Annotated in this window: 18 protein-coding genes; 9 read left to right on the top strand and 9 right to left on the bottom strand. The window is 59.9% G+C overall.

The annotated features are described in order from the left end of the window. Entirely contained in the window at positions 1-2253 is a 2253-nt protein-coding gene (locus ACTQZK_RS03320) for a molybdopterin-dependent oxidoreductase (protein WP_441898475.1), read from the bottom strand. A 199-nt stretch (positions 2254-2452) separates the two neighbouring features. Between ACTQZK_RS03320 and ACTQZK_RS03315 the strand changes: the two genes are divergently transcribed. Continuing rightward, a complete protein-coding gene (locus ACTQZK_RS03315) occupies positions 2453-4057 on the top strand; it encodes a PucR family transcriptional regulator (protein ID WP_441898473.1) in 1605 nt (534 codons plus the stop codon). Positions 4058-4104: 47 nt separating this feature from the next. On the opposite strand, the gene ACTQZK_RS03310 is transcribed toward ACTQZK_RS03315, so the two are convergent. Both ACTQZK_RS03310 and ACTQZK_RS03305 read right to left on the bottom strand, forming a co-directional pair. Continuing rightward, the gene (locus ACTQZK_RS03310) at positions 4105-4425 is read right to left on the bottom strand and encodes a type II toxin-antitoxin system RelE/ParE family toxin (protein WP_114566581.1); all 321 of its coding nucleotides are present in this window, start codon (positions 4423-4425) and stop codon (positions 4105-4107) included. 2 nt (positions 4426-4427) lie between these two features. After that, on the bottom strand, positions 4428-4745 hold the full coding sequence (locus ACTQZK_RS03305) for a type II toxin-antitoxin system prevent-host-death family antitoxin (protein ID WP_114566582.1): 318 nt from the start codon (positions 4743-4745) through the stop codon (positions 4428-4430). A gap of 170 nt (positions 4746-4915) precedes the next feature. On the opposite strand from ACTQZK_RS03305, the gene ACTQZK_RS03300 reads away from it, so the two are divergent. Next, complete coding sequence (locus ACTQZK_RS03300; RefSeq protein ID WP_441898471.1) at positions 4916-5686, top strand: MerR family transcriptional regulator; 771 nt, start codon at positions 4916-4918, stop codon at positions 5684-5686. 86 nt (positions 5687-5772) lie between these two features. Here ACTQZK_RS03300 and ACTQZK_RS03295 read toward each other — a convergent pair whose 3' ends face one another. From ACTQZK_RS03295 to ACTQZK_RS03285, 3 genes are all read right to left on the bottom strand, one after another. Continuing rightward, on the bottom strand, positions 5773-6822 hold the full coding sequence (locus ACTQZK_RS03295) for a PDDEXK nuclease domain-containing protein (protein ID WP_441898469.1): 1050 nt from the start codon (positions 6820-6822) through the stop codon (positions 5773-5775). Between the two features lie 105 nt (positions 6823-6927). Further along, positions 6928-8451 carry an ATP-binding protein gene (locus tag ACTQZK_RS03290; protein ID WP_441898468.1) on the bottom strand — a complete coding sequence of 508 codons (1524 nt, stop codon included), beginning with the start codon at positions 8449-8451 and terminating at the stop codon, positions 6928-6930. Continuing rightward, complete coding sequence (locus tag ACTQZK_RS03285) at positions 8448-9998, bottom strand: vWA domain-containing protein (RefSeq protein WP_441898467.1); 1551 nt, start codon at positions 9996-9998, stop codon at positions 8448-8450. Before ACTQZK_RS03285 ends, ACTQZK_RS03290 begins: the two co-directional genes overlap by 4 nt. A 148-nt stretch (positions 9999-10146) precedes the next feature. On the opposite strand from ACTQZK_RS03285, the gene ACTQZK_RS03280 reads away from it, so the two are divergent. The 5 genes from ACTQZK_RS03280 to recN all read left to right on the top strand — a co-directional run bounded on the left by ACTQZK_RS03280 (position 10147) and on the right by recN (position 17463). Then, entirely contained in the window at positions 10147-12147 is a 2001-nt protein-coding gene (locus tag ACTQZK_RS03280; protein WP_441898465.1) for a leucine-rich repeat protein, read from the top strand. 368 nt (positions 12148-12515) lie between these two features. Beyond that, positions 12516-14228, top strand: a complete 1713-nt coding sequence (locus tag ACTQZK_RS03275) for an FAD-binding protein (RefSeq protein WP_441898463.1) — start codon at positions 12516-12518, stop codon at positions 14226-14228. Next, positions 14225-14626, top strand: a complete 402-nt coding sequence (locus tag ACTQZK_RS03270) for a cytochrome c3 family protein (RefSeq protein WP_441898461.1) — start codon at positions 14225-14227, stop codon at positions 14624-14626. The genes ACTQZK_RS03275 and ACTQZK_RS03270 overlap by 4 nt, the downstream gene beginning before the upstream one ends. 166 nt (positions 14627-14792) lie before the next feature. Then, a complete protein-coding gene (locus tag ACTQZK_RS03265; protein WP_441898460.1) occupies positions 14793-15602 on the top strand; it encodes a MerR family transcriptional regulator in 810 nt (269 codons plus the stop codon). A gap of 202 nt (positions 15603-15804) precedes the next feature. Next, the gene (recN, locus tag ACTQZK_RS03260; RefSeq protein ID WP_441898458.1) at positions 15805-17463 is read left to right on the top strand and encodes a DNA repair protein RecN; all 1659 of its coding nucleotides are present in this window, start codon (positions 15805-15807) and stop codon (positions 17461-17463) included. Between the two features lie 218 nt (positions 17464-17681). On the opposite strand, the gene ACTQZK_RS03255 is transcribed toward recN, so the two are convergent. Beyond that, the gene (locus tag ACTQZK_RS03255) at positions 17682-18113 is read right to left on the bottom strand and encodes a hypothetical protein (protein ID WP_181792577.1); all 432 of its coding nucleotides are present in this window, start codon (positions 18111-18113) and stop codon (positions 17682-17684) included. 69 nt (positions 18114-18182) lie between these two features. On the opposite strand from ACTQZK_RS03255, the gene ACTQZK_RS03250 reads away from it, so the two are divergent. Then, a complete protein-coding gene (locus tag ACTQZK_RS03250) occupies positions 18183-19163 on the top strand; it encodes a diguanylate cyclase domain-containing protein (RefSeq protein WP_441898456.1) in 981 nt (326 codons plus the stop codon). 47 nt (positions 19164-19210) lie between these two features. On the opposite strand, the gene ACTQZK_RS03245 is transcribed toward ACTQZK_RS03250, so the two are convergent. Further along, the gene (locus ACTQZK_RS03245) at positions 19211-21010 is read right to left on the bottom strand and encodes a hypothetical protein (protein WP_441898454.1); all 1800 of its coding nucleotides are present in this window, start codon (positions 21008-21010) and stop codon (positions 19211-19213) included. Between the two features lie 243 nt (positions 21011-21253). Next, positions 21254-23182 carry an MDR family MFS transporter gene (locus ACTQZK_RS03240; RefSeq protein ID WP_225748700.1) on the bottom strand — a complete coding sequence of 643 codons (1929 nt, stop codon included), beginning with the start codon at positions 23180-23182 and terminating at the stop codon, positions 21254-21256. A gap of 236 nt (positions 23183-23418) precedes the next feature. Between ACTQZK_RS03240 and ACTQZK_RS03235 the strand changes: the two genes are divergently transcribed. Then, complete coding sequence (locus ACTQZK_RS03235) at positions 23419-24051, top strand: TetR family transcriptional regulator (RefSeq protein WP_441898452.1); 633 nt, start codon at positions 23419-23421, stop codon at positions 24049-24051. The last annotated feature ends 27 nt before the right edge of the window (positions 24052-24078 follow it).

Genomic DNA, 24078 nt, shown 5'->3' with positions numbered 1-24078 from the left:
TTACTCACCTTCCTTGACTTTGTAGATCTTGCAGATGTTCGTCTTGTAGTTTGCGCCGAACCCGGTCTTTCCGAATTCGCCCCACGGGAGCAGCTTGTTGATGGCAATGTCGTACAGATCGAAAAGATCCTCGGGGTCTTTTTCAGGCAGCCACCAGCCGTGATCGCATGCGACGATGCGCGTGCCCAGGATGGGCGTCTTCTTCACGCGTCGCTTGGCGCGTCCCAGGTGATTCTCGACCCATACCCAGTCGCCCTCGTCGACGCCGTAGCGCTCGCAAAGTTCGGGGTGAACCTGTATGGTCGGGTCGGGCGTGTAGGAGCGGTTGCGCTCGATCATGCGATGCTCGGAATGGAAGGAGTTGAACACGCGGGCGCCCGTGGTAAGAACCAGCGGATACTCTTCCATCAGGTCAGGCGTCGAACCCGGTCCGGGCGAGGGCTCCTCGAAGTACGGCAGCGGATCGTACCCCATCGACTCGTAGATGGTCGAGTAGAGCTCGAGTCTGCCGGTCGGGGTGGGGAAGCCCAGCTGCCCGTCCTCGCGAAGCAGGCCCTTCTCGTGGCGGTGGTACTCCAGGGGAAGGAAGATAGGAGCGACTTCCTTGAGCTCGGAGAAGGTGAATCCCGTGGGCTTCAAAAGCTCGTCGTACACTTCCTCCAGCGTTTCCCAGGGCCAGGCTTCAGGTGCGAGCCTTTTGCCAAGAAGCAGGTTGATTTCCATGTCGGACTTGCTTTCGCCAACCGGCTTGCAGGCCTGGCAGATTACCTCGCCGCGCTGGATGCCGTCGCCCAAGCGAATGCTGTCGTGCTCGGGGAACGTGTTGGCGGGAAGGAACACGTCGGCCAGCGCCATCGCCGTCGGCGTCATGAACAGGTCGACGGAGACGTTGATGTCCAGCTTCTCGAACGCCTTATGAGTACGCTCCGGATCGGCGGCGATGCATGCCAGGATGTTGGTCTGCTGCAGCCAGGAACCGTGAATCTCGTACGGTTCGCCGCTTTCCATTGTTTCGATGAGCTCGTCGGCTTGCGACATCTGGAATCCTGCTTGGAGGATGGGGTAGTTGCCCAGGCCGATGCGCTTGGCTTTTTGCTCGTCGCTGATAAGCTCTCCGCCCCAGCCGGATGCGTAGCTGAGGATGGATATCGTGGGGATGATGCCGCCCGGTACGTCGATGTTGCCCGTGACCATGAAAATGGAGGCGATAGCCTGGCTTGCGGGCAGGGATTCCTTGGTCATGTCGACCGCGAGGCCCCACTGCAAAGATGCTGTTTTCGCCTTGCCGATCATGCGTGCGGCTTCGATGATGTTCTCTTCGGGAACCCACGTGATCTCGGCTACGCGGCTGACGGGGTATTCGGCGGCGCGTGCCTTGAGCTCATCGAATCCGTAGCACCACTTGTCGACGAAGTCGTTGTCGCAGAGGTCTTCTTCGAAGAGGATATTGAGGATGCCCAGGGCGAGAGCGGCGTCGGTTCCGGGGCGGATGCGAAGGTGCTGAGCCGAATTGCACGAGAGCCAGGTGACTTTGGGGTCGATGTCGATGATCTTGGTGCCGCGCTTCATCATGTCGACCACCCAGTGCCCGTACCAACCTTCGTTGTTGGCGACCAAGGGGTAGTTGCCCCAGACCACGAGGACTTCGGGGACCTCGTATGCGGGGTTGTCGTAGCGGTCGGTCCATCCCTGGGATGCATCGGCTACCATGTACGTCCCCGTGGTCAGGGCCATACCGGCGATGCGCGGAAGGAAGCAGGCCAGGCCCGAGAGGATGCACGTGTAGTTCGGAGAACCGTAAGACCAGGCCAGGCGCGTGATTGCGGGGCCGATGTCGCGTCCGGTGCCCTGTGCGAAGATTACGCTTTCGGCGCCGTACTTCTCTTTTATGTCAAGGAACTTGTCGGCTACGTAGTCGAGGGCTTCCTCCCAAGACACGCGTCGCCAGGTGTCCTTGCCGCGGTCCTTCGGATCTCGCATCATGGGGTAGGTGATGCGCTTTTCATGGTACGTCACTTCCTGGATGTTCAGGCAGCGCATGCACAGGCGCCCTTGGTTGAACGGGTTTTCCGGATCGCCTTCGCACTTGACCAGTTTTCCGTCTTTATCGGTGTGCAGGAGCACGCCGCAGCCAAGGTGGCATCCCGGGCCGGACCACGCACTTCCCCTTGTAACGGTAAGACCGTCTTCCTCGTACCTCCAGGGTTTTTCGTAGTCTACGAACTTGAGATCTGACTTCGCGAACTTCGTCATAACGCACCCTCCTCCTTTTCAGTGTGTAGGACTATCAGACGCATTATTTGTGCATTTTATACAGCTGCATTGGTGAGTGACAATTGATAAAGTGTTGGTATCTGCGGTACTTATTCGTATATTATGTACATATAAAATTAAGAGCGAGGGAACGATTGTTCTTGCGGGAAGCGGCCAAGATGACAGGGGACAAGCCGGTATGAAGCTGAATCTTTATTTCGTGCAGGAGGACTTACCTGAATTGCGGTTCGAGGGCACCCCCGTCGACCCCCCGACGGTGGCGCGATGTCGCATCGCCCAGTTCGTGGATGAGCTTCCGGGGCATCTTGACGAAGGGGTCATGTACGTTGTGCGCGCATCGACGCTGGCCTTGCATCCTCCCAAGTCCACGAAGGCTTCTTTTCTGTGTCTGGGATCCGCGCCGAAAGCGTGGAAAGATGCTGCGCTGAACCTGCTGCATTCCGAAGCGGACGTTGAACCCGTCGACGTAATGAACGCGGTGATCCGCCTGTTCGATCGTTACCGTGTGTGGGAAGAGGACCTTCACGCTCTTGTCGACCAGCACATGCCCATAGATATGCTGGGCGCGCGCTCTGTGGGCATCTTTGGAAATCCCGTCATAGCGCAGGACGTTTCCTACCGCCCCTTTTTCTACGCGCTGCCTTCTCCGGGGGAGGAAACGGAGGCTTTTCGAATCTACCGCGAAGAGGTATACGGGCAGCATGTTGGGGAAGGCGGTCTTTCCGTTCCGAGGAAAACCGCTATGGCGTTCAATCAGAACTCCGATTTCGCCAAGCTGGAAAACGCCGAAGACCCTGTTTTGTTTACCGGCGATACCTGGAGCAAGCTGTCGGTTCACTCGCTGTCTTTTCGTAGCCTTCTTTACAATTGCCGCGTGAACGGGACTTTGCTTGCTCGCGTGATCGTCGACGACATAGTGCGGCCCTTCCGTAAAAAGGACTACGTGCTGGTGAAGGTGCTTGGCGATTGCTTGACGAGAGGGCTGCAAACCGCGGGCATCGGCGATGCCGGGCAGAGCACTCGTTTCGTGCGGATTTGCCAGAGCCTGCTTTCGGGGGAAACCGTGTCGGATGACCGGATTGCTGCAGTTATGGAAAAGCTGGGGTGGCACGACAGCGACAGGTTTTTCTGCATTGTGCTTAGGGAGCGGAAGCTCGATCGCAAATTCAGCGCTATTGCACGGGTGGCCATAGCCGTTACTGCTCACGATGATTCTCGCCAGCATTGCTTCTTCGACGGAAGGGCCCTAATCGTGTGCGACCTCAGCGCGGGTGCGCATACGCGCGACGAGGTGATAGCCGACGTGTTGCGCAACGTGCGGGATCTTGGCACCATCGTCTCTTTCAGTTCGTCGTTTTTCGGATTTGGAAACCTTGCGCACTTCTATCGGCAGGCTCTTGTTGTAGAGCGGGTGGGGCGTATCGAGGATGTTTCGTCGGAGGCGTATCGATTCGAGGACTATGCCGTCGATTACCTTATCGCTCGATGCGAAGAGGGATCGACGGTTGACGCTATCGTTCCGGATGGCGTGCATAAGCTTATCGAGCTCGACAAAGAGCGGGGCACGCGCGATGCTCATCTGCTCAAAACGTTTTTGGACAACGATCGCAACATAGCGAAAACCGTTCGAGAGTTCTATATCCATCGCAACACGCTGCTGTATCGTCTCGAGAAGATAAAGGAGACCCTTGGCGCCGATTTGGACGATCCTGACGTTCGCTTGTCAGTTCAGATTGCGTTGCGGGCGCTGCGCGTTTCGGCGGATGCGCCTTATGGGGAATGATGCGTTGCTCCGACTTCCTTGCCATGACGCCCGCGCTGTTGATGGGTTTATTCCGGTAGGTCTACCAGAGAGTACGTATCGATGCTTTGACGTTGGTGGAGTATGCGGTATACGGTGAGCGTCGCGTTGTCGAAGCGGTAATACACAATGTACGGATTCGCCAGCACCGCTCGGTATTCTCCGTGGCCAAGCCTCTCTATGGCGAAGCGTCCGCCCGCATCGGGAAAGGAGCGCGCATACTTGATTGCGGCGTCGATGCGCCGTGTCGTCGCAAAGGCGGCTTGCGGGTTTTTGCATTCGAGCCCCAGGTAGATGGCTATCGACTCCCGGTCGAGATGAGCGCGCGGCCTCCATGCAAGGTCGAGCATGATCAGTTCCCGACCGGCGCGTAGTCGAGTTTCCAGAGTGCGAATATCTCGCTCATCCTCGCATCGGACTTTTCGGCGGACAGGGTTTCGGGGCGGTACTGCTCCTCGATCTCCGCTTCGCGTAGGGCCAGGTATACCCGGTTGCGCCGCTCGGCTGCCTCGTATGCGTTGCTGTCCATGAGCACGAACGAGGCCACTCCGTTCTTCGTGAGAACGATCGGCTCTTGCAGCTCGGTCGCTTGCGTGCATACGTCGTTGAGCTGCGTGCGCAAATCGGTTATAGGCCTGATGACGGGAAGCGGTGCGATCGGGGAGGGCATAGCGCTCCTTTCGATATACTTTATTCAGTACATAATACCATATTGAATAAAGTATTTGAAGGAAGGCGAAATATTCGAGTATTCTTGCTTGACCCTCTCGTTACGGGAGGGTTTATGCTGTATTTCGGTGCTCGGACGATCGACGAGCGCCGGAGGCGAAGGAGGCCAGCATGCCGCATGAGAAAACCTATACGGTTCACCAGCTTGCCGAGTTGTCGGGCGCAACCGTGCGCGCGCTGCATCATTACGACGAAACGGGGCTGGTTCGGGCGCAGCGCGCTGCGAACGGGTATCGGCTGTACGGCCCTGCAGAGGTGGATCGGCTGCAGCAGGTTCTGCTGTATCGCGAGGCCGACATGTCGCTTGGCGACATAAAGCGACTGCTTGACGATCCTGCGTTCGATGCGCGGGAGGCTTTGGCCGGGCATTTGCGCGAGTTGCGGTCTCGGCGTGCTCGCATAGATGGATTGATCGCGAGCGTTCAGAGAACGCTCGCCAGCTTGGAAGGACAAGAAACCATGAAGGACAAGGATAAGTTCGAGGCGTTCAAGAAGGGACTCGTCGAGGAAAACGAGAAGAAGTACGGTGCGGAGGTGCGCGAACGTTGGGGCGATGAAGCCGCCGACGCCAGCAACGCGAAGCTTATGGGCATGAGCGAGGAGCGGTACCTTGCCGTGCAGGAGCTCGAGGCCCGGATCAAGGACTCGTTGCTGGCCGGCATGGCTGCGGGCGATCCGGCGGGCGAAGACGCCCAGCGTGCCGCTGACCTGCATCGCCAATGGCTGTGCGCATTCTGGAAGGACGGCACGTACTCGAAGCAGGCGCATGCTTGCTTGGCCGAGGGCTATGTGGCCGACGAACGCTTCAAGGCGTACTACGAAGCATGGGCTCCCGGTGCGACCGTGTTTCTTCGCGACGCCATCAAGGCGTACTGCTCGTAGTGGTGCCGGGGGCGCGTTGGCGCTTCGGCTGGACGCCATGGGAGCGGCGTCCAGCCGAAGCTCGCGCGCGGCTGGCGTGCCCCTGGTTAGCTCTTTTCTGCCGTGGGACTGGGATGGTCGTCCTCTTCGCTTGCGAGCAAACAGGTTGTTTCGAGGGCTTGCGACAGCTCTTCCTCGGTCGGTAGGCAGAGCACGTACTGCGAGGCGAATATTCCTCTCCCGTCGGCGAGCGCGGAGTACTTGGCTACCGTTTTGTTGCGATTGGCGCAGAGGACGATCCCGATCGTGGGGTTATCGTCGGCTCGGGTGCATTGATCGTCGAACAGGCGAACGTAGAAGTCCATCTGGCCGATGTCCTGCGGCGTGAGCTTCCCTGTTTTCAGATCGATCAGCACGAAGCACTTGAGGATGTAATGGTAAAACACAAGATCGATGTAGTAATGGTCGCCGTCGGCGCTGATGCGTTGTTGACGGGCGACAAACGAGAATCCCTTTCCCAGTTCCAGCAGGAATTGCTGAAGCTTGTCCATGAGCGCTTGTTCCAAGTCCGTTTCCAGGAAGTCTGAATTTCCGTTCAGTTCGAGGAAGTCAAGAACGTACGGGTCTTTGAGGACGTCGTCTGCCTTGGTCGGAGGCTCAAGCTGTTGGATCTCTTGCCGAACCTTGTCTTTTCCCTCCGCACGGGTGGCCAGCAGGCGTTCGTAGTAGAACGAGTGAATCTGTCGATCAAGCTGTCGTACCGTCCAGCGCTCCTCGACGGCGGAGCGGACGTAGAAGTCGCGTCGAACAGGGTCTTCTACGCGGATGATCAGGCGATAGTGTGACCAGCCCAATTCGGCACACAGTGTGTGCCGAATTGGGTATGCAAGGTACAGCTGACGCATGGCGCGGAGATTTCGCTCTGTGAACCCTTTGCCGAACTCGGCGGTCAGCCGCTCGGACAGGTATTTCATGAGGTGCTTTCCGTATTCGGCGCGGTCTCCCTGCGCCTCGGCGATTTGTCGCCCGATTTCCCAATAGGCGGAAACCATCGCGTCGTTCACGGCGGCAGCGGCTTTCGTGCGCGCTGACGCAAGCGTTGAGCGAACGGATTGGCAAACCGTCTCATCCGAAGCGGAATCGTAAAGCTGTTCCATGGACAGCCCCCTTTCAAGAAGGCGGCTGTCCTTTACGAGAAAGTTAGGGTAGTACCCAACCAACGTATATTACGTGCTCCATTATATAGAACAAAAGTTCGTGTATCAAGCGTTTTCTTCCGTCAAATCCAGTCGGTTGATGCGGTCGGCCAGGTCGGCGCCGCGCTCGTAGAACAGCAGGCTCTTGTTGTGTTCGAAGTACCGATCGCAGCCGTGGTCGTTGATGAAGGCCATGCTGTAGCGGTTGACCGACAGGTCGGTGACCAGCAGCAGCATTTCCTGGCTTTCCCCGAACGCCCGCTCCACGAACGCAAACGCGTTGTCGAGCGCCTGCCCGGCAGCGCCCACATGTTGGTCAAGCGCGCTCACCGATTCGCCGAACAGCAGCTTTACCTGGGAGAACGGCACCGAGCTACCCGCGTTGCGCATGGCTTGGTCGAACAGGGCCAACGTGCGCTCGTACGCTACGTACTTCTCGTCCGATAGCAGGCCGTTCTTGCGTTCCGTTTCCAGCTGGCGCTGCAAGGCCGCGGATCGGTCACGCAGCTGGGGCAGCACATCGCATTCGTCCGCGTCTTCTGCATTCGCTCCCGCTTCGTCGCGGATGGCCGTCAGCTCGCGATGCGCGAACGCAACGGCGCGCTCTTCCAGCACGGCATCGCGCACGCGTCCGCCCAAAGCGTCGGTGATCAGGCCCATGAGCGAAACGCGTTCGTCGAAGGCTGCTTCCTGCGCGCGCTCGAGCACGGTTTCGTCTTCTTCGCCCAACAGGATGCGGTCAATTTGATAGTCGGCCCGGTACTTGGTGAACAGGTCGTAGTACACGGAAAAGCGCTTCGATATCTCGGCGTTCTGCACGTACTGGCTGACCAGCAGTTCGTCTACGGGGAGGCCCTGCTCTTCGTAAAGCTTCATCATGGACGAGAGGTCGTCCCATCCGCGCGCAGTGACGAACGATTTGCCGTCCACCGTGGTTTCCATGTGGTAGAAGTGATCGCGCTCGATGTCCAAATACGTTAGCACAGCGGGGTGAACTCCCTGCTCGACGGCGTAGTCGCGCCAAACCGCGAAATCGGGGTCCACGTCGATGCGCTTGAGGCGGTCCCAGGTGGCGATGTCGAAATCGTGCGCGGTGCGGTTGTATTCGGTCGGGTTTCCGGCCGTGACCACGATCCAGCCGTCGGGCACGCGATGGCGGCCGAACACCTTGTACTGCAAGAACTGCAGCATGGCGGGCGTCAGCGTTTCGGACACGCAGTTGATCTCGTCGAGGAATAGGATGCCTTCGCGTCGTCCGGTCGCCTCCATCGCGTCGTATACGGCGGCGATGATCTCGCTCATCGTGTACTCGGATACGTCGTACTCGATGCCGTCGTAGGTTTTCTTCGCGATGAACGGCAGGCCGAGCGCGCTTTGGCGCGTGTGGTGCGTCATCGAGTAGGACACGAAGCCTACGTCAAGCTCCTGCGCGATCTGCTCCATGATGGCCGTCTTGCCGATGCCGGGCGCTCCCAGCAGGAACACCGGGCGCTGGCGTTCGGTGGGAAGGCGGTAGTTACCGAACGCATCCTTTGCGAAGTAGGCTATCATTGCGTTTTTGATCTGGTCTTTCGCTTGCCGAATGTTCATCGGATGTCCTCTTCCTCTTCCAAAACGAAGGTTTCGTCCAGTACTACTTTCATGGCCCAAGAGGCAACGGGCGGGGCGGCTGCGGCGGATACGTCGTCTACGAATACGAAGGCGGTGTCGTAATCGGGCTTGCGGGCGGGGTAGGTGCCCTGTCCGTCGGTGAAGTAGATGAGGCCGCCCAGGTTCGTTAGATCGCCGCGCTCGATCTCGCTATCCACTAGGGCGAACACGGGCCTGAAGTCCGTGCCGCCAAGCCCCTTGATCTCCAGGTTTTCCAGATAATCCTCCAGCTCCGCCAGCGATCCGATGCGCACGGCGCTCGTGACGGCGGCGTCGCACTGCACGATGAGCACGTTCATGTCGGCGAAGAAGCTGGTTTCGTTCGCCAGGATGGCGTAGGTCTTTTCGATGAAGCGGCGCACCAGGCCGTCTTTCGTGGAGGCCGAGGTATCGATGGCGATGACGAAATCCCTGATGCGGCGCTCTTCCACGTATTCGAGCGGTTCGATCAGGGGCAGATTGCCGTAGCGCTCCAACCCGTAGCAATAGTACACGTAGTCGAATTCGTCGTCGTTCACGCGAATCTGCTCGCCCATGCGCGCGAACTTGCGCAAGAACTCGCGATAGTCCTGGCGCTCGCGCGTGACCGCCTTCAGGTTCATGGCCAGGTTCGCGCCCTCGACTCCCCAGAGCTTCGCGTACGCGTCTAGCTGCACGCCCATCTCGTAGGCCGCGCTCTTCCATTGCTCCTTCGATCGGTCCAGGTTCACGGTGTCGGCGAATCGGTCGTCGATGGATCGGCCGGCTTTCTCGGGCGCTTCCTTTTGCACGATGTCGTCCTGGCTGACGGCTTGGTGGGACGTATGGTTGCGTTTCGCCTGATCGGTATCGGGAGGCAGGTCCATGTCGGTACCGCTTTTCGCGGCCTGCGAGGAAGCTGCGGCATCCGGTGCGTCCGGCCCTTCGTCGCGCCGGCCCTCCTCGGAATCGGCCTTGCTGCGTGCGGCCTCTTGCGCGGCCATGCGATGCCAGGGTTCGTGGTCGTCCACGTAGAAGGGCGCGCGCAGGGCTTCCAGGTCGTCGTCTTCCAGCTGCTGCTCGATCAGGTAACGGTAGACGGTTTCGGCGGTTGCCAGGGGGACGTCGGCATCGATGCGCGCGAGGGTGGCTCGTTGGCGATCGGCGCGTTCGGTGCGCGTGGCGGGCAGGTCAAGCTCGTTGATGGCGCGCTCGACCACGATGTCGCAGGCGGCGTCCCAGCACGAGGCGTTCACGCGCGCAGACGGGTACGGATGCAGAAACACGTTGTGCAGCACGATATGCAGGTACGCCCGTGCAATCGAGGCCGGCTCGTCCGCGTAGGCGCGCGCGATGCTGGCGGGGCTGTACCGTATGCGGGCGCCGTCGGTGGCGAACGTGGAACCGGGCACGGGGAGGTACGTAAGGCGCGCGAACGCAGCGTTCATGAACCTCAGGTTCACGAGCAGCTCGGTTCTCGCGAGGTCGAGCGCTTGCCGTGCAAGCGGACCTACGGCTTCGACGGCCATGTTGCTCCTTTGAACAGACGTGCGTGTGCGAAGCGCGTGCTGGCTTCGCGGTGGCTCTTGCCTTCGTCGCTTCCCGCAGTGTAGCATGGGGCAGGCCAAGGGTAAACAAACCTGTTACCAAGAGGTTTTTGGGAGGTAGCACAATACTATGATGGAAAACACGCTGGTCTATCATGGTGCGCAGGCGCCCATCGATGATCTTATTGATCAAGTGATCAAAAATCCACCCCGTCTTGACGCGCGCGACGTAGACGTGGTGGAAGCTGCTCGGGCGGTGGAAGGCGAGGTGTGGTCCCCCCAGCTTCCGGCGTACCGCGCATGGGTGGCGAACGACGGCGCCGACGATGCTGCTTCGGGCGAGGGCCGCGAGGGGGATTTGTTCTCGGCCGGCGCGCTGTGGATGGGGGAGTTCGATGAGCTGCTGGCCCAAGCGGCCGAGCAGGATGCCGGCGATTCCGTCGAGCCTTCGCCGATGCAGGCTCGCATGGAGGAAGGCCTGCGTGGTGCGATAAGCGTGCGGCAGGTTCCGGGCGGCTATGCTCTAACGGCTTTCGACTTGCATCGTTTTGCTGCCGCGGTCGGGCGCAGCGAGGATCTAGTGGTTGCGCTTCCTGCGTTCGTGGACGGCGTCGCCGTGGTGCGCGTGGCAGTCGAGGCGTTTGCCCGGCGGTTCGTGCAGGGCGTGGGCGTGCGGCTGCTGGTGGTGCCCGATACGGTGGAGCACGTTGCGGCGAACGCGTTCGCGGCGATGTCTGCACAGCGGATTCACCTTGGGCGCGGCGTAAGCCAGCTGGGCGAGCAGCGTTGCGACCTTGCAGGCGTTTCCCCGCGCTTGGCGCGGCGGGAGTATTCGGTCGATGCGGCCAATGCGCGCTATTGCGCGCGCGAGGGAAGCCTGTTTTCCGACAATGGCAAAGAGCTGGTGTTTCTGGCTTCGCCCTACGGCGAGCGCGTGAGCTTGCCGCAGGGCGTGGAGCGCGTGGCCGCTGCGGCGTTTGCGGACGGATGCGAGCCGCCTGCGGTGGTGGACTGCTCGGCCGCGCTCGCGCGCGTGGATGCGCGCGGTTGGGACGATGCGGTTTGGAAGTGTCCGGCCGAAGCTCCTGCGTACCGCGCCCTGCGCAAGCGCGGCGTGCGTTTGGCCGGGCCTTTTGCCGTGGAGCTTGACGGATGCTGGTACGACTTCGATGACGAGGGCGCCGTGCTGGTGGCGGGTCCGCCGAAGCCCGTTTCGGTGTCGCGTCGTTTCGCTGAGCAGGCTGCCGTGCGCGCCGTAGCTGTGCGCGGCGCGGACGAGGCTGCCGCCGCTGCCGCGCGCGAGCTTTCGCCGTCTGCGGCAGCGGCCGAAGCGGCTACGGAGTTTGCGGCGTCGGGCGAGGCCGGTTCGACGGTGGACTACGTGTCGGCCAGCGCGAGCGACATCCTTGCGCTTCCGCGACAGGTCGAAGGGCGTCCGCTGGTGCGCATCGGCGTGAGGGCGCTGCCGTTCGCCCCGGCCTCGGTGGTGGTTCCCGACACGGTGCGCGCCATCGAGCGCGACAACGCGTGCCGCGGAACGAAGCGCCTGGTCTTGCCCGAAGGTTTGCGCTCCATCGGCGCGCATTGCTTCTGGTCGCGCAAACTGGAAGGCCCCGTTCCCATTCCGGCAAGTTGCCGCTCGGTGGGCGAGGGCAGCTTCGAGTATTCGGTGTGCCGGCTGTCGCATACGGGAACTATCGTGCATGTTTCCGCCGACCAGCTGCTCAGCTGTTTTCTGGTGGATGCTCCCGACGGCGTTCCGTTCGACTTCGCGCGCTACGACGAGCTGTTGCGATCGGGAAAGAACTTGCCGGATCGTTTGGGCGCGCTTCTGCATCGGCTTGCGTCGCCCTACCGACTGTCTGACAGCGTGCGCGCTGTTCTCGTCTCCCATCTGCGGGGATACGGGAAGGAGGCGTGGGAGCGCGTCGCGCGCGAGGGCGACCGCGACATGGTTGAGGCGTTGGTGGAAGCCGGGTTCATCGACGAGGCTTCGTTCGACCGTCAGATCGAGCTTTTGCGCTCGTGCAACCGCACCGATTGCGTGGCGTACCTGATGGAATGGCGTCGCGAGCAGCGCGCTTCGGAGGCGAGCGCGCCCTCTTCGCTGCGCGATCGGTTCGCGCTGTAAGGGGTGGTTCCAACGTTCTGAAAGGATAGTCTTTGTCCCGTTGCCGTTGCGCAGCATTGTCGGCCCAAAAACACGTTTTTCGAGTCAAAAACGTGTTTTTGGGCCGACAATGCTTGGCGCCTAGTTGTTCGCGCAATCGTTAGCGCCCTTCGCAAGACCTTTGAATTGAATCAGCTGGTGTAGGTCTTTATCGACTGTTATTTGCGGGGCTATGCTGCCAAGGCTTCCAGTGAAAATCGCTCCTGAGGCTTTCTTTCCAAAGTACCCTTGACCCTAAACTATGTTCAGGGTTTAGCCTTAAATGTGTCGGTTATGTGCACGGAACATGGAGAGATGCACGTAATCATCCACGAAAAGGAGGGAAGAATATGGCTAAAAGCAAGCTATCAAGGCGCGACTTTCTTAAAGGCGTAGGCGTCACGGGCGTTGCAAGCGCATTTGCGCTTTCGGGTGCACCGGTAGCTTTCGCCGAAGAGGGAGCGGCGGCAGCTGAGTCTGGTGCGAGTAATCCGTACTCCAAAGCTCTTGGCGAGGACGCGACGCTTTTGCCTATGCGCAAGGCAGAATGCCCGGGCCCTTGTGGGCCGGTGGCCTTCGAGGATCGGACCATTGCCGATAATGAGATCGTTGCTACCGAGGATACCGAAGTGCTTATCGTTGGTGCCGGTATTGGCGGCATTATGGCAAGCTTGAAGGCGGCCGATGCGGGAGCCAAGGTGCTCATGATCGAGAAGATGACAGAGGGCCGTTCTGCGTGGGAGAGCTTTGGCGCTACTCAGGCAACGTTTCAAAAAGAGCAAGGTATCGAAATCGATGATGCTCAACTTATCGACGAAATCCTTCGCGCCAGCGACTGGCGCGCCGATCCCGAGGTTGTTACGTCGTACGTGAAGCACTCCGGGAAAGTTGCCGATTTTTGGCAGACGATGTTCGACAAGACGGGCACGGGGTGGCAGATTTACAAGTTCGATCAAGCCCCTAACTACAATGGATTTCCCGTCATTGATTCTTACGTGAACTTCCGTATGCCCGAAGGCATTTCTAAAACGTGGCTGTTCGGCTTGTATGTATGCGAAGACCTGCTCAAAGCTGGTTCCATGTATCCCAATTGGGAGGTTCGCTATGAAACTCCGGCTGTTCAGCTGGTAAAGGATGGCGATCGTGTTGTCGGCGTTATCGCCAAGACGAAGGACGGCTACATTCGCATCAACGCATCCAAGGGCGTGCTTTTGGCTACGGGCGGCTATGACGCCAACCCTGAGATGATGCAGGCGTGGGTTCGCCCGGAGGACTACGAGTACTCATCGTGGTGGAATCCAAGCTGGGGCACTACGGGCGATGGCCACATGATGGGGCTGTCTGTGGGTGCGGAGATGGATTCGCTTCCTCAGCCCGTCATGAACTTCTCCAACGCAACTCCCGACACCTTTGTTGAGAAGCGCGTGTACTTTCCTGGCGCCATGAACTGGGGCATTATGGTGACCGAAGAGGGCAAACGGTTTACCAACGAGAACAATCCGCGCCAATATGCAGGCAACGCTATGAACCTGCAGATTCGCCGCGGTCACACCTGCTTCTTTGTTTTTGACGAGGCCATGATTGCCAGCTCGCTTGAAAAGGGCGGCGAAGCGGCAGCAAAGCAGCTGGAACGCGATGAGGCGAAAGGATATTTGTTCCGCGCTTCTTCGATTGCCGAGGTTGCTAAGCAGGCTGGCATTGACGGAGCAGCGTTGGAGGCCGCTATCAATGAGTACAATCAGCTTTTCGCTGACGGGGTGGAACGTGATCCTGAGTATTATCGCTACACGGGGAACAACAAAGCTTTTACCGGCGGCACCTATTATGCGCTCGTTACCACCAATGTCGTTCTTGCTACTGTAGGCGGCCTTGCTATCAATGGCAATGCGCAGGTGCTCAACACCTCCGGCAAACCCATCGAAGGCTTGTATGCAACGGGCAACGCTTCCGGCAGCTTCTATTCAGGGAACTATCCGCGCCATATTCCCGGTACGTCCGTTGGTCGTGCCGCTACCTTTGGTTATGTGGCAGCTGATCATATGGTGAACGGAGGCCGAGCATGAGGAAATCCAGCATAAGCATGAAAGCGATTGTTTCGCTTAGCGTTGCAGCATTGATGTCGGTAGTTGTCTTTGCGGGTTGCGCGCCGGCCTCGTCGGGTAGTGCGGATGGCAATGCAAATAAGGCTGCCCAGCAAACTGCAGCTGATCCTACCGATCCTACTGGCGTTTATGTGTCTGATGAAGCTTGTCTTGCTTGCCATGGCGGGTCCTATGAGGCTCATGCTGCTCAGACGGAGAATTACGGAAAATGGAACCCCCATGCGTCTATCCATGGAGGATACAATTCCTGCAATAACTGTCATGATAAGGGTCAGGAGCTAACAAAGAACTGGTGTGAGAATTGCCACACGTATTCCGCGGAAGGCTCTTCGTATTACCAAGATCCGCTTTTCCTGTAGAATAAGCGTCATAGACTCCTCCGAACCCCGGCCTGTTGCACCTTCCAGGGTCGGGGTTCGTCGCAGGGGTTCGATTCGCGTGGCGATCGGGAGGTGGCATGCGGATGGTTTTCGGCGTAGATGAAACCCGATCGCACGCCGTCTGCATGTAGATCTGGGGGATTGCATGTATCGAATGAAGCAGTTCGCAGCCATGACCGGGATGACCCAGTCGAAGATTCGATTTTACGAGAAGCATGGGCTCGTTTTGTCTGATCGAATGGAAAACGGTTATCGGGTGTTCACGCCTGAAGACGCTTTTCGTGCGAATGCATTCCGCGTGCTTCTTCAATACGGGTTCAGTATCAGCGAGGCTGTCGAAATGCTCGATGCCAGGCAGGATACTGACGAGTTTCGTTGGTCTTTGCAGGAGCAACAGGCAAGGCTTCGGAAAGAACAGGTATTGTTGGATTACCGTCAGCGACGTATTCGCGGAGTGCTCGAGTTCCTTTGTTCCGACGAAGGGCTGCAGTTCAAAGAAGTGGATCTTCCCGATCACCTCTACATCAACGCGTCGTTCGGGCGTGACTTTTCGGTATCCCTTGAGAACGAAACTGTATTGGCGGAATGTTACGGGCTCTTAAGCGTAACCAGTTGCGCGCGCATCGTGAAGCGGGACAATCTGCTTGACGAAAGCGACGCGGTAGATCCCGATTACATCACCACGCTTTCCATCGAGGCAAGCGACTGCTTAAGCGACTATGCAAAACAGCATGTAAAGCGCTTGGAGTTGGGCCGTTGCGTTCGGTTCGGTCGCCGTGTCACTCGTGAGGAGAGCATTCGGAAGGAAACTTTCAACGAGCTGTTTGAGTATCTGGGCGAGCGCAGCCTGGAAATACGTGGCGACATCATGCTCATGCCGTCGTTTCTGAATCTCGATGGCGAGGGAAGCGACATCGAGATTCTGTACGTGCCGGCGAGGGATATGCGTGTCTAGCGGCGTACGAGCAAGATCAGGTGTTGCGGTTGCATTAAGCTGGGAAACTCGATTTTGTCATGTATCTGCTGGGCCAGGGTCGCCCAGTCGGCCTCGCTTCCCTGTCTTGCCGGTTCTGTCTTCGCTGGGCGATCCGGCTTCGACGCGACGAGGGCTGGTATACTGGGAGCCCGAATGGAGCCAACGCTGCAAGAGGTGCGCGATGATCGATGAGATACAGGTTGAGAACCTTGCGCTGATACGCGAAGCCGCGCTTGAGCCCGCGCGCGGGTTGACCGTGCTCACGGGCGAGACGGGCGCGGGCAAAACGGCGCTGCTTTCGGCGTTGAAGCTGCTCATGGGCGCGCGCGCCGATAAAGATTCCGTGCGCGACGGCGAGGACGCGCTGGCTGTATCGGGTCGGTTCTTCGGGATTGCAGCTCTGGGCGATGGCCAAGATGATGCGGTTGCCGATGATCTGGTGGTTTCGCGCCGGGTTACGTCGGACGGCCGGTCGCGCGTGAGCATCGACGGGCGCATGGCCAGCGTCGGGGAGCTTGCGCGCGTGGTCGCGCCCACGATAGACCTGTGCGGACAGCACGAGCATCAACGGCTCATGCGCCCCGTCAGCCATGTTCGCATGCTCGATGCGTGGGCGGGCGAAGCCGTGGCGGACGCGCTTGCCGCGTACGAAGCTGCGTTTTCCCAGGCTGACGCCGCGGCGGCTGAGCTTGCTCGCGTTCGCGAGGCGGGGGCTTCGACATCCGCGAAGCTCGCTGAAGCACGGTTCGTGCTTCAGCGCATCGACGCGGTGTCGCCGCGCGAGGGGGAGTACGAAGAGCTGGCGGCCGATTTGGCAAGAGCGGAGCATGCCGAGACATTGGCAATGGCGGCAAATGCGGCTCACGGAGCATTGGCGAGCGAAGGCGGGGCCGTCGACGCGCTCGGCGTTGCCGTAAGCGCCCTGGATGCCGCTGCCCGTCATGACGGCAAGCTGGGCGAGTACGCCGACGCCTTGCGGGAGGCGGGATACGTCCTGGAAGACATCGCCCGCGAAACGCGCGACTATCGCGACAGCGTGGAGTTCGATCCCGAGGTGCTTTCCCAGCAGCAGGAGCGCATGGCTGCGCTCCAAGGTTTGCTGCGTGCGCACGGCCCGCGTATGGAAGACGTGTTGGCTTGTCGTGAAGAGGCCGCTGACCTGGTGTCTTTGGTGGACGATGCCGCCGAGCGGGAGCGCGCGGCCCAGCAGGCCGTCGATCGCGCCGAACAGGCGCTTGCTGATGCGGCGTCTGTCCTGGATGCCGCTCGCGCCGACGCTGCTCCTCGTTTCGCGGCTGCCGTGACGCAGCACATGGGGCGTTTGGAAATGGGTGGAGCGCAACTGGTCTGCTCGATTCAGGCGCTCGATCGAAGCGTTTGGACGAAGACGGGAGCGTCGAGCGTCGAGTTTTTGTTCCGTCCCGGTTCCGGCATGCAGGCTCGACCGCTGGCTCGCATCGCGTCCGGAGGCGAGGTCAGCCGCGTGATGCTGGCGATCAAGGTGGTCCTGGGCGAATCCGACGACGTTGATACGCTTGTGTTCGACGAGGTGGATGCCGGCGTGGGCGGGTCGACGGCGGTGGCTTTGGCCGATGTGCTGGCCGACCTTGCTCGCACGCACCAGGTGCTCGTGGTGACGCATCTTGCCCAAGTGGCCGTGCGCGGCCATGCTCATTACGTGGTTCGGAAGGTCGACGGCGCATCCGGCATGCCCGAGACCGAGTTGCGTCGCCTTTCGGCGCAGGATCGTCCGGCCGAGATCGCGCGCATGCTGTCGGGCGATGCCACGGACGCCTCGCTTGCCCATGCGCGCGAGATGATTGAAGCCGTTCAGGGATAGCCCTCGAAAAACGTGTTAGCGAAAAGCGCGCGCAAGTCCCCGCGAAGGTTGCGCGCGCTTTTGTTGGATTCGCCTCTCTCCTAAAACTTTGCATTGCTCGTGGAAATTTTCGGGGGGGGGGGGGGGGGGTTTTTCCTTCTTTGCCCTGTGCTAGGATTGCCTCGGGTTCTTTCGCCGTTCGTCGCGAAACCCTTTATGATTTCAAGGGGAGAGACCAGCTACACGTACGCGTTCGCGCTTTGCGGTCTGGTGATTTGAAGGTTGGGGCGATGGCTGACCAGGCGTTTGATTTGCTTACGAAGGCAAGGAGCTTCATCGATGCCTGCTTTGGGCGGTGCGATGAGGCTGCTGCGAACGCCTATGTGACGGATTCCTTTTCGATGTGCGGTTTTGAAACGTCGGCCGCTTCGGGCGAATTGCGTGCGCATCGTGCGCTCGAAGAGGTGTGCGGCCTGGTTCGCGCCGCCGATGCCCGGCTGGTCTTTTGCGAGTGCCGTATGGCACATGCGTCTTGCGACCATGCTCTTGCGGTGTCGCGTATTCGCTTGAATGTCCGGAATCGTGCGTATTCGGACGGCTTTTTTCTCGAGCGAGAGCACCAGCTTACGATTGCATTCGCTTTGGTCGAAAATTCCTGGCTTATCGAGCATGTGCATATTTCCGTTTGCGACGGACTTCAGGGGCCGGTGATCGGGCTGCATCGAACGTCGGCGCAATCGATGGAACAAGTGCGGCGCGAGAGCCTTGAGCGCGATCGATACAAGATTGTGGCCGAGCTGACCGATGACGTCGTGTTCGAATACGACGTTCTTGAGGACAGGCTCACCTTGGCGAGCGCTTGCTTCGACCGGGACCGGGGCATGGTGCGCGATCGTCTTGTTATTGAGCAGTACGGTGGCTCCGTTCGCGAAGAAGAGTTCGTGCATCCTGATGATCTGGGACGATATCGTTCTGATCGCAGTATGCTGGAACTGCCCGGCGGCGCTCCCGGATGGGAGGAGCGGCCTTACTCGCTTGAATACCGGCTGCGTCCCTGCGGTGGCGACGGGTCTTTCGTCGAGGCTGATTCGTATGCGCATCGGCGCGTGGTCGGTCGACGCTTTTTGGGGTCGGACGGTCGTCCTGTCAAGCACGTCGGAAAGATCATGGACGTAACCGAAGAGGTCAAACTGGTGCAGCAGCTTCAGACCGACGCGTTGACCGGAGCATGCAATAGGACGTACCTGCTGTCGCGGCTTGCCGATTTGGCCCGAGCGAAGCAGCCCGACGTCGCTTTCGCCTTCCTTTTGGTTGACGTCGACTGCTTCAAGGCCGTTAACGACAATTTGGGCCATTTGATCGGCGACGATGTGCTGGTGGGGCTCGTTGGCATTGCGAAGCTGCTTTTTCGCGAATCCGACGTTGTTGCCCGATTGGGCGGCGATGAGTTCATGGTGCTCATGGCCGACGTGTACGATCCCGCTATCGTGAGCGAGAAATCAGCTGCGCTTATCGAATATTTCGGCGATCTTACCTGTGCATGCGGTGCTCCGCCGGAAGTCGGTTTGAGCGTGGGGGAGGTTGTTGCGTTCGACGTCCCCTCTTTCGAAGAGGTGTATCGCCGTGCCGATATCGCGCTGTACTGGGCAAAGGCGCATGGGAAAAACTGCGTGGCTCGTTACGAGGACGGTATGGAGTATCCGCCCATGCCCGTGGAGTAAGGCAAGGGGACGAAATGAGCCGGGCTCCGTCCCCTTGCCTTGAAGCGTTAGCGCTGGTGTGATCGCTTCCTGCGGCGAACCGCTGCGCATGCCGCCGTTGCCCCCGCGATAAGGGTGATGCTCAGCACGATGGACGGAAGCAGGCTATCGCCGGTTGATGCCAGTGCCTTCGCGTTCGACGGCGGTTCGGGCAGCGGGGCGGGAGCTGCCGGGTTCTCGGGATTCGTGGGCGCGGGCGTCGGGGGCACAACTACCGGAACGCCGCTTGCCGCAAGGTAGAGCGGACCGGTGACGGCGCTCTTCTTGATAGCTACGACGCCGGTGGCTGCATCGTAGGTGTAGTCCGCGCCTGCGGTCAGTTCTTGTCCGTCGGCGCTCCCCAGGCGCACGCTCACCGAGGCGGGCAGCGTGTAGCCGGTGTCGGCTGCGAGTGTGAAGCGGTTGCTCTCCTGGCTATCCTTTTGATACATTGCGACCAGCTGCTCGGCGCCGGTTTCCGCAAGGGAAAGCCCGGTCAGGCTCGCGCTTACGGGGAAGGTGCACGAGGTGGTCGTTCCGCCTTGAACGTTGATGCCCTGTTCGAAGAGGCCGCCCTCGATCGATCCGCCCGTTCCGTTGGTTACCGGGTTGCTGAAGCAGGGGATGACGGGATCGCCCGCAGCATCACGGCCGTTTTTGATGACGCCTTCGTCGTTCTCCACCTGCCCCCGGAACATGCCTCCGGAAATGGTTCCATCGTTGGAGAGCGAGCCGTTGAACGCTCCTCCCTCGATAGTTCCGAAGTTGTACATTTCCTCCGAGTTGAACGTGCCTCCTGAGATAATGCAGGATTTATTCTTGTCGGCATCGAATCGAGCGTTGCCGTTCTGCACGTAGGCGTTGAACGTGCCCGCTCCTTCAATGGTGCCGCTATTGCTGACGTCGACGTTGAACTCGCCGCCGCCGATCGTTCCGGAGTTGGTCACGCTGTTGCTATAGCCGTGCTCCGACGCATCCGCATCGAACGTGCCGCCGGAGATTGATCCGCCTTCGTCGTTGTTGACGTCCACCGAAAACGCACCACTCTTGATGGACCCGTAGTTATTCACGGTATAGCAAAACGGTTTTGTCCTGGTGATGTCGGCGAACGCGCCTCCTGCGATGGTTCCGTGATTGTCGACTCTTTCCTCGAACGTGCCGTTCTCGATGGTGCCGTAGTTGTCTACGAGCGCGTTGAACTCTCCGCCCGAGATGGTGCCGCCGGGGTTCTTGTTGTTGCCGTTGTGCACCTCGCCGTTGAACGTGCCGTTTTTGATGTTGACGCCCAAGGGGTTTACGGGTCCGTTGAACGTGCCTCCCTCGATAGAACCGCTGCGGAATCCCATCACCAGGCAGTTGAACTCTCCGCCCGTGATGGTGCCGCCGGAGGTGCTCACGTAGGGGCCGTTGGGGTCGTTCGGATTGCTGCCGAACGTGCCGCCTTGGATGGTACCGGCGTTGCCGACGCGCGCGTTGAACGTGCCGCCCTGGATGACGCCGCCCGTTTCGTTGCGCACGGCGAAGCCGCTTCCCTTCGATCCGTTGGCGAAGATACCGTCCACGATGATGCCGCTGTTCCGGACGCGGTTTTCGCCGGAAACGTCGAACGCGTGACCTGCGAACGTGAACGCGTATCCTGCTTCGAGGATGAGCTTGTTGTTCTCGTATGTCCATCCGGTGCCCGATGTGTCCACTGGCGCACCGTTCTCGCCGATCTGGATCGTGACGGGAATGGGCGTTCCGCCCCCTTCGTCAGCAAATGCGACGCTCGGAACGAGCGAGCAGGTCAGAACCAGTGCTGCAATCATGGCGAGCAGGCGTTTTCCCATAAGAACCCCTTTCGGATGCGCTGATCGTTTCATGGTAGCACGAAGGGGTTGGAGCGATGATGGCACTGTAAGTATTTGCGTTATCTTGCGGGCTCTATGGCGTTTGCGCAAACGCCATAGAGCGAACGATGCCGTTGCGATTGCGATTGCAACGGCGGGGCCATTGTCGATCCAAAAACACGTTTTAGCGCCAGAAAACGTGTTTTTGGATCGACAATGGCTTTCGCTTCCTTATCTCAAAAGCTAGATCATCCGGTCAGTTTGCTCTTGTTTCGCGGCTTCTTCTCCGCGTTCGGCCAAATACATGCCCATGGTGTGCTGCGTGATGTCGGATCGGTTGATGACGCCGACCACATGCCCGTCGTCTAGCACGGGCACTTTCTTCAGGTGGTTCTCGCCTAGAACGCGGCAAACCTCGGTCAAGTTGTCGTGGGCGTCCACGCCGATGATGCCCTTCGCGCCGATGCTTCGAGCGGACATCGACATAAGGTCGTCGAGTTTCTTCTTGAAGTCGTCCGAATCCGAGCGGATGGTCTGGATGATCATGACCACGGGATCCATGACCATGGCGCTGCGCTTCGACAGGAACCTCATGATGTCGCCGTCCGATATGAACCCGACCGCTTTCCCGCGTTCGTCCACCAGGGGCACGGCGCTGATGTGCTTGTCCACAAGCAGCTGCATGGCCTCGGCTACCGTGGCGGTTTCGGGCAGTGTGTACACCTCGCGCTTCATGATGGACTCAAGCACCGTCCGGCGTACGTTTCCTTTGTCCTGAGCTGCGGTTTCTCCAGGCTTGTTCTTTACCAGGAACACTACCATGACAAACCCTGCCAAGCACATGAGGCTGGCTACGGCGAACGCCATGTCAATGCCGAAGAAGCTGGCCGCGGGCTGTCCCATGTTGGGCGCGCTCATGTTCGTGGCTATGGTAGACGTCGAAATGATGATGGCGGTGCCAAGCGACCCTGCCACCTGGCGCAGCGTGTTGTTCACGGAGGTGCCGTGGTTCACCAGATCGTTGTCAAGCGCGTTCATGCCCCATGTGGTGATGGGCATGTTCACCAGCGACAGCGAGAACATGCGCACGGTATATATAAGCGTAAGCGTGATGATGCCCATGTCCGGGCCCAAGAACACGAAGCAGAACGAGGTAGCCGTCAGCATGCCCATGCCCACCAGGCTCAACGCGCGCGGCCCGTGCTTGTCGAAAAGCCGCCCGGCAATAGGGCCCATGGCTCCCATGATGATGGCGCCGGGCAGCAGCACCAGGCCGGACACCGTGGCGGAGTAGCCCATGAGCGATTGCAAGTAGATGGGCACCAGGATGCCAGCGGCCAGAAGCGCTCCCTGCACCAGCATCCCGATGACGGTTGCCACCAGGAACTTGCGATTGGCCAGCACGCGAACCTGCAGCATGGGATGCTCCATCTTCAGCTGGCGGCGGAAGAACAGCACGAGCGCCGCAACGCCTGCCAAAGTGCCGATGACCGCGCTTGCGCTCACGCCGTACGACCCGATGGCGGACAGCCCGTAAAGCAGGGCGCCGAAGCCGATGCTCGACAGGATGACGGAGGGGACGTCGAGGGTCACGTTCTTGTTCGTGTCCCCGCCCTTCTGCAGCACGAAGGCGGCGATCGCAGTCACCAAAACCGAAAGCGCGGTGATGATGTAGAACATGTCGTGCCAGGTGTAGCGGTCGATGATGACGCCGGCAGCGGTGGGGCCGATGGCCGGGCCGAACGCGATCACGATGCCGAACAGGCCCATGGCCGTTCCGCGCTTCTCGATGGGGAACGTCCACATGAGCACGGTCATGACCAGGGGCATGAGGATGCCTGCGCCCGCCGCTTGCACTAAGCGGCCCAGCAGCAGTACCAGAAAGTTGGGTCCCCATCCTGCAAGCGCGCTGCCTGCGGCGAAGATGACCATGGACACAAGGAACAGGCGACGGGTGGTGAACCGGTCGGTCAGAAACGCCGTAATGGGAATCATAATGGCGTTGACCAGGGTGAATCCGGTAGTAAGCCATTGCGCTGTTGCCGCGCCCACGTTCATTTCCGCCATGACCGATGGTAGGGCCGGGGCTACGACCGTCTGGTTCAAAACCGTGACGAACGTGCCGAACACCAATACGGCCAGCATAGCGATTTGCTTGCGCGATAGACCCATAAGCTGATTCCTTCCGATGTGCTTCCCTTGCGTACGATGCATGCGCTCCGCTTCGCGCACGAAGGCGCCTGCGAAACGGGTGCGCGACCCGGCCTCGCAGACGCCTTTTGCGCGTCGTGGAACCGATTTACACTCAGTATAAATATTCATTCGGTAGATGAAAAGTGCCTAGCGGCAAAGTTGTGGTACCCTGCACGGAAACGGCACATCGTTGGTGATGGGAGGTTGCGTCCGTCGTGGATGGAGCAGCATCGGAAGGTTTACGGTACCGCAAGAAACTCAAAGCGCGCCTCGCGGTGGAGCGCGCGGCGTTGGAGCTGGTTATCGAGCATGGGTTCGACGGCGTGACCGTGGAGGATATCTGCGCTCGTGCCGAGATATCGAAAAAGACGTTCTTCAACTACTTTTCGTCCAAAGCTTCCGCCGTCATGGGGTGGATGGACGCGTTTCCCGATGAAACGCGAATCGTGGAGATCCTTGAAGAGCACGCGCAGACCTGCTACCTCGACGTGCTGGTGGACGTGGTGGGGGCGCGGCTGTCGTCGGGGGCGGACGAATCGGTCATGGAGCTGCGCCGAGAGGCATTGTGCCTGATGCCCCAGCTGTTCTTCCAGGGGCAGCGCGACATCCTGGCTGTTCAGCACTCCACCGCGCAGGCGCTGCGCCTTTTGCTGGTGGAACATCCCGAACGGCGCATGCTCGGAAGCCGCCCGATCGAGGAAGAGGCGCTGGTCGCCTCGTCGACTGCGATCAGTCTTGCGCGCACGCGCGCGATCCTGCATGTGCGCGGCGACGACGAGCCTTCCGCCGTCGACACGCGCCGTATGATTGCGAACTACCTGCTGGCAGGGGACGCCGCATCGTCTTGAGGCGTCGCTTGAGCGGAAACCTGACGC

This window comes from Paraeggerthella sp. LCP19S3_G8, from assembly GCF_052119225.1.
In the GTDB taxonomy this organism is placed as follows: domain Bacteria; phylum Actinomycetota; class Coriobacteriia; order Coriobacteriales; family Eggerthellaceae; genus Paraeggerthella; species Paraeggerthella hominis.
The sequence above is the reverse complement of the archived record's forward strand: the minus strand, read 5'-3'. Positions and strand labels throughout refer to the sequence as shown.

Coding starts and splice junctions, on each gene's coding strand:
- ACTQZK_RS03320 (WP_441898475.1), bottom strand. CDS start 2,253: ATGACGAAGTTCGCGAAGTCAGATCTCAAGTTCGTAGACTACGAAAAA.
- ACTQZK_RS03315 (WP_441898473.1), top strand. CDS start 2,453: ATGAAGCTGAATCTTTATTTCGTGCAGGAGGACTTACCTGAATTGCGG.
- ACTQZK_RS03310 (WP_114566581.1), bottom strand. CDS start 4,425: ATGCTCGACCTTGCATGGAGGCCGCGCGCTCATCTCGACCGGGAGTCG.
- ACTQZK_RS03305 (WP_114566582.1), bottom strand. CDS start 4,745: ATGCCCTCCCCGATCGCACCGCTTCCCGTCATCAGGCCTATAACCGAT.
- ACTQZK_RS03300 (WP_441898471.1), top strand. CDS start 4,916: ATGCCGCATGAGAAAACCTATACGGTTCACCAGCTTGCCGAGTTGTCG.
- ACTQZK_RS03295 (WP_441898469.1), bottom strand. CDS start 6,822: ATGGAACAGCTTTACGATTCCGCTTCGGATGAGACGGTTTGCCAATCC.
- ACTQZK_RS03290 (WP_441898468.1), bottom strand. CDS start 8,451: ATGAACATTCGGCAAGCGAAAGACCAGATCAAAAACGCAATGATAGCC.
- ACTQZK_RS03285 (WP_441898467.1), bottom strand. CDS start 9,998: ATGGCCGTCGAAGCCGTAGGTCCGCTTGCACGGCAAGCGCTCGACCTC.
- ACTQZK_RS03280 (WP_441898465.1), top strand. CDS start 10,147: ATGATGGAAAACACGCTGGTCTATCATGGTGCGCAGGCGCCCATCGAT.
- ACTQZK_RS03275 (WP_441898463.1), top strand. CDS start 12,516: ATGGCTAAAAGCAAGCTATCAAGGCGCGACTTTCTTAAAGGCGTAGGC.
- ACTQZK_RS03270 (WP_441898461.1), top strand. CDS start 14,225: ATGAGGAAATCCAGCATAAGCATGAAAGCGATTGTTTCGCTTAGCGTT.
- ACTQZK_RS03265 (WP_441898460.1), top strand. CDS start 14,793: ATGTATCGAATGAAGCAGTTCGCAGCCATGACCGGGATGACCCAGTCG.
- recN (WP_441898458.1), top strand. CDS start 15,805: ATGATCGATGAGATACAGGTTGAGAACCTTGCGCTGATACGCGAAGCC.
- ACTQZK_RS03255 (WP_181792577.1), bottom strand. CDS start 18,113: ATGCTCGATAAGCCAGGAATTTTCGACCAAAGCGAATGCAATCGTAAG.
- ACTQZK_RS03250 (WP_441898456.1), top strand. CDS start 18,183: ATGGAACAAGTGCGGCGCGAGAGCCTTGAGCGCGATCGATACAAGATT.
- ACTQZK_RS03245 (WP_441898454.1), bottom strand. CDS start 21,010: ATGGGAAAACGCCTGCTCGCCATGATTGCAGCACTGGTTCTGACCTGC.
- ACTQZK_RS03240 (WP_225748700.1), bottom strand. CDS start 23,182: ATGGGTCTATCGCGCAAGCAAATCGCTATGCTGGCCGTATTGGTGTTC.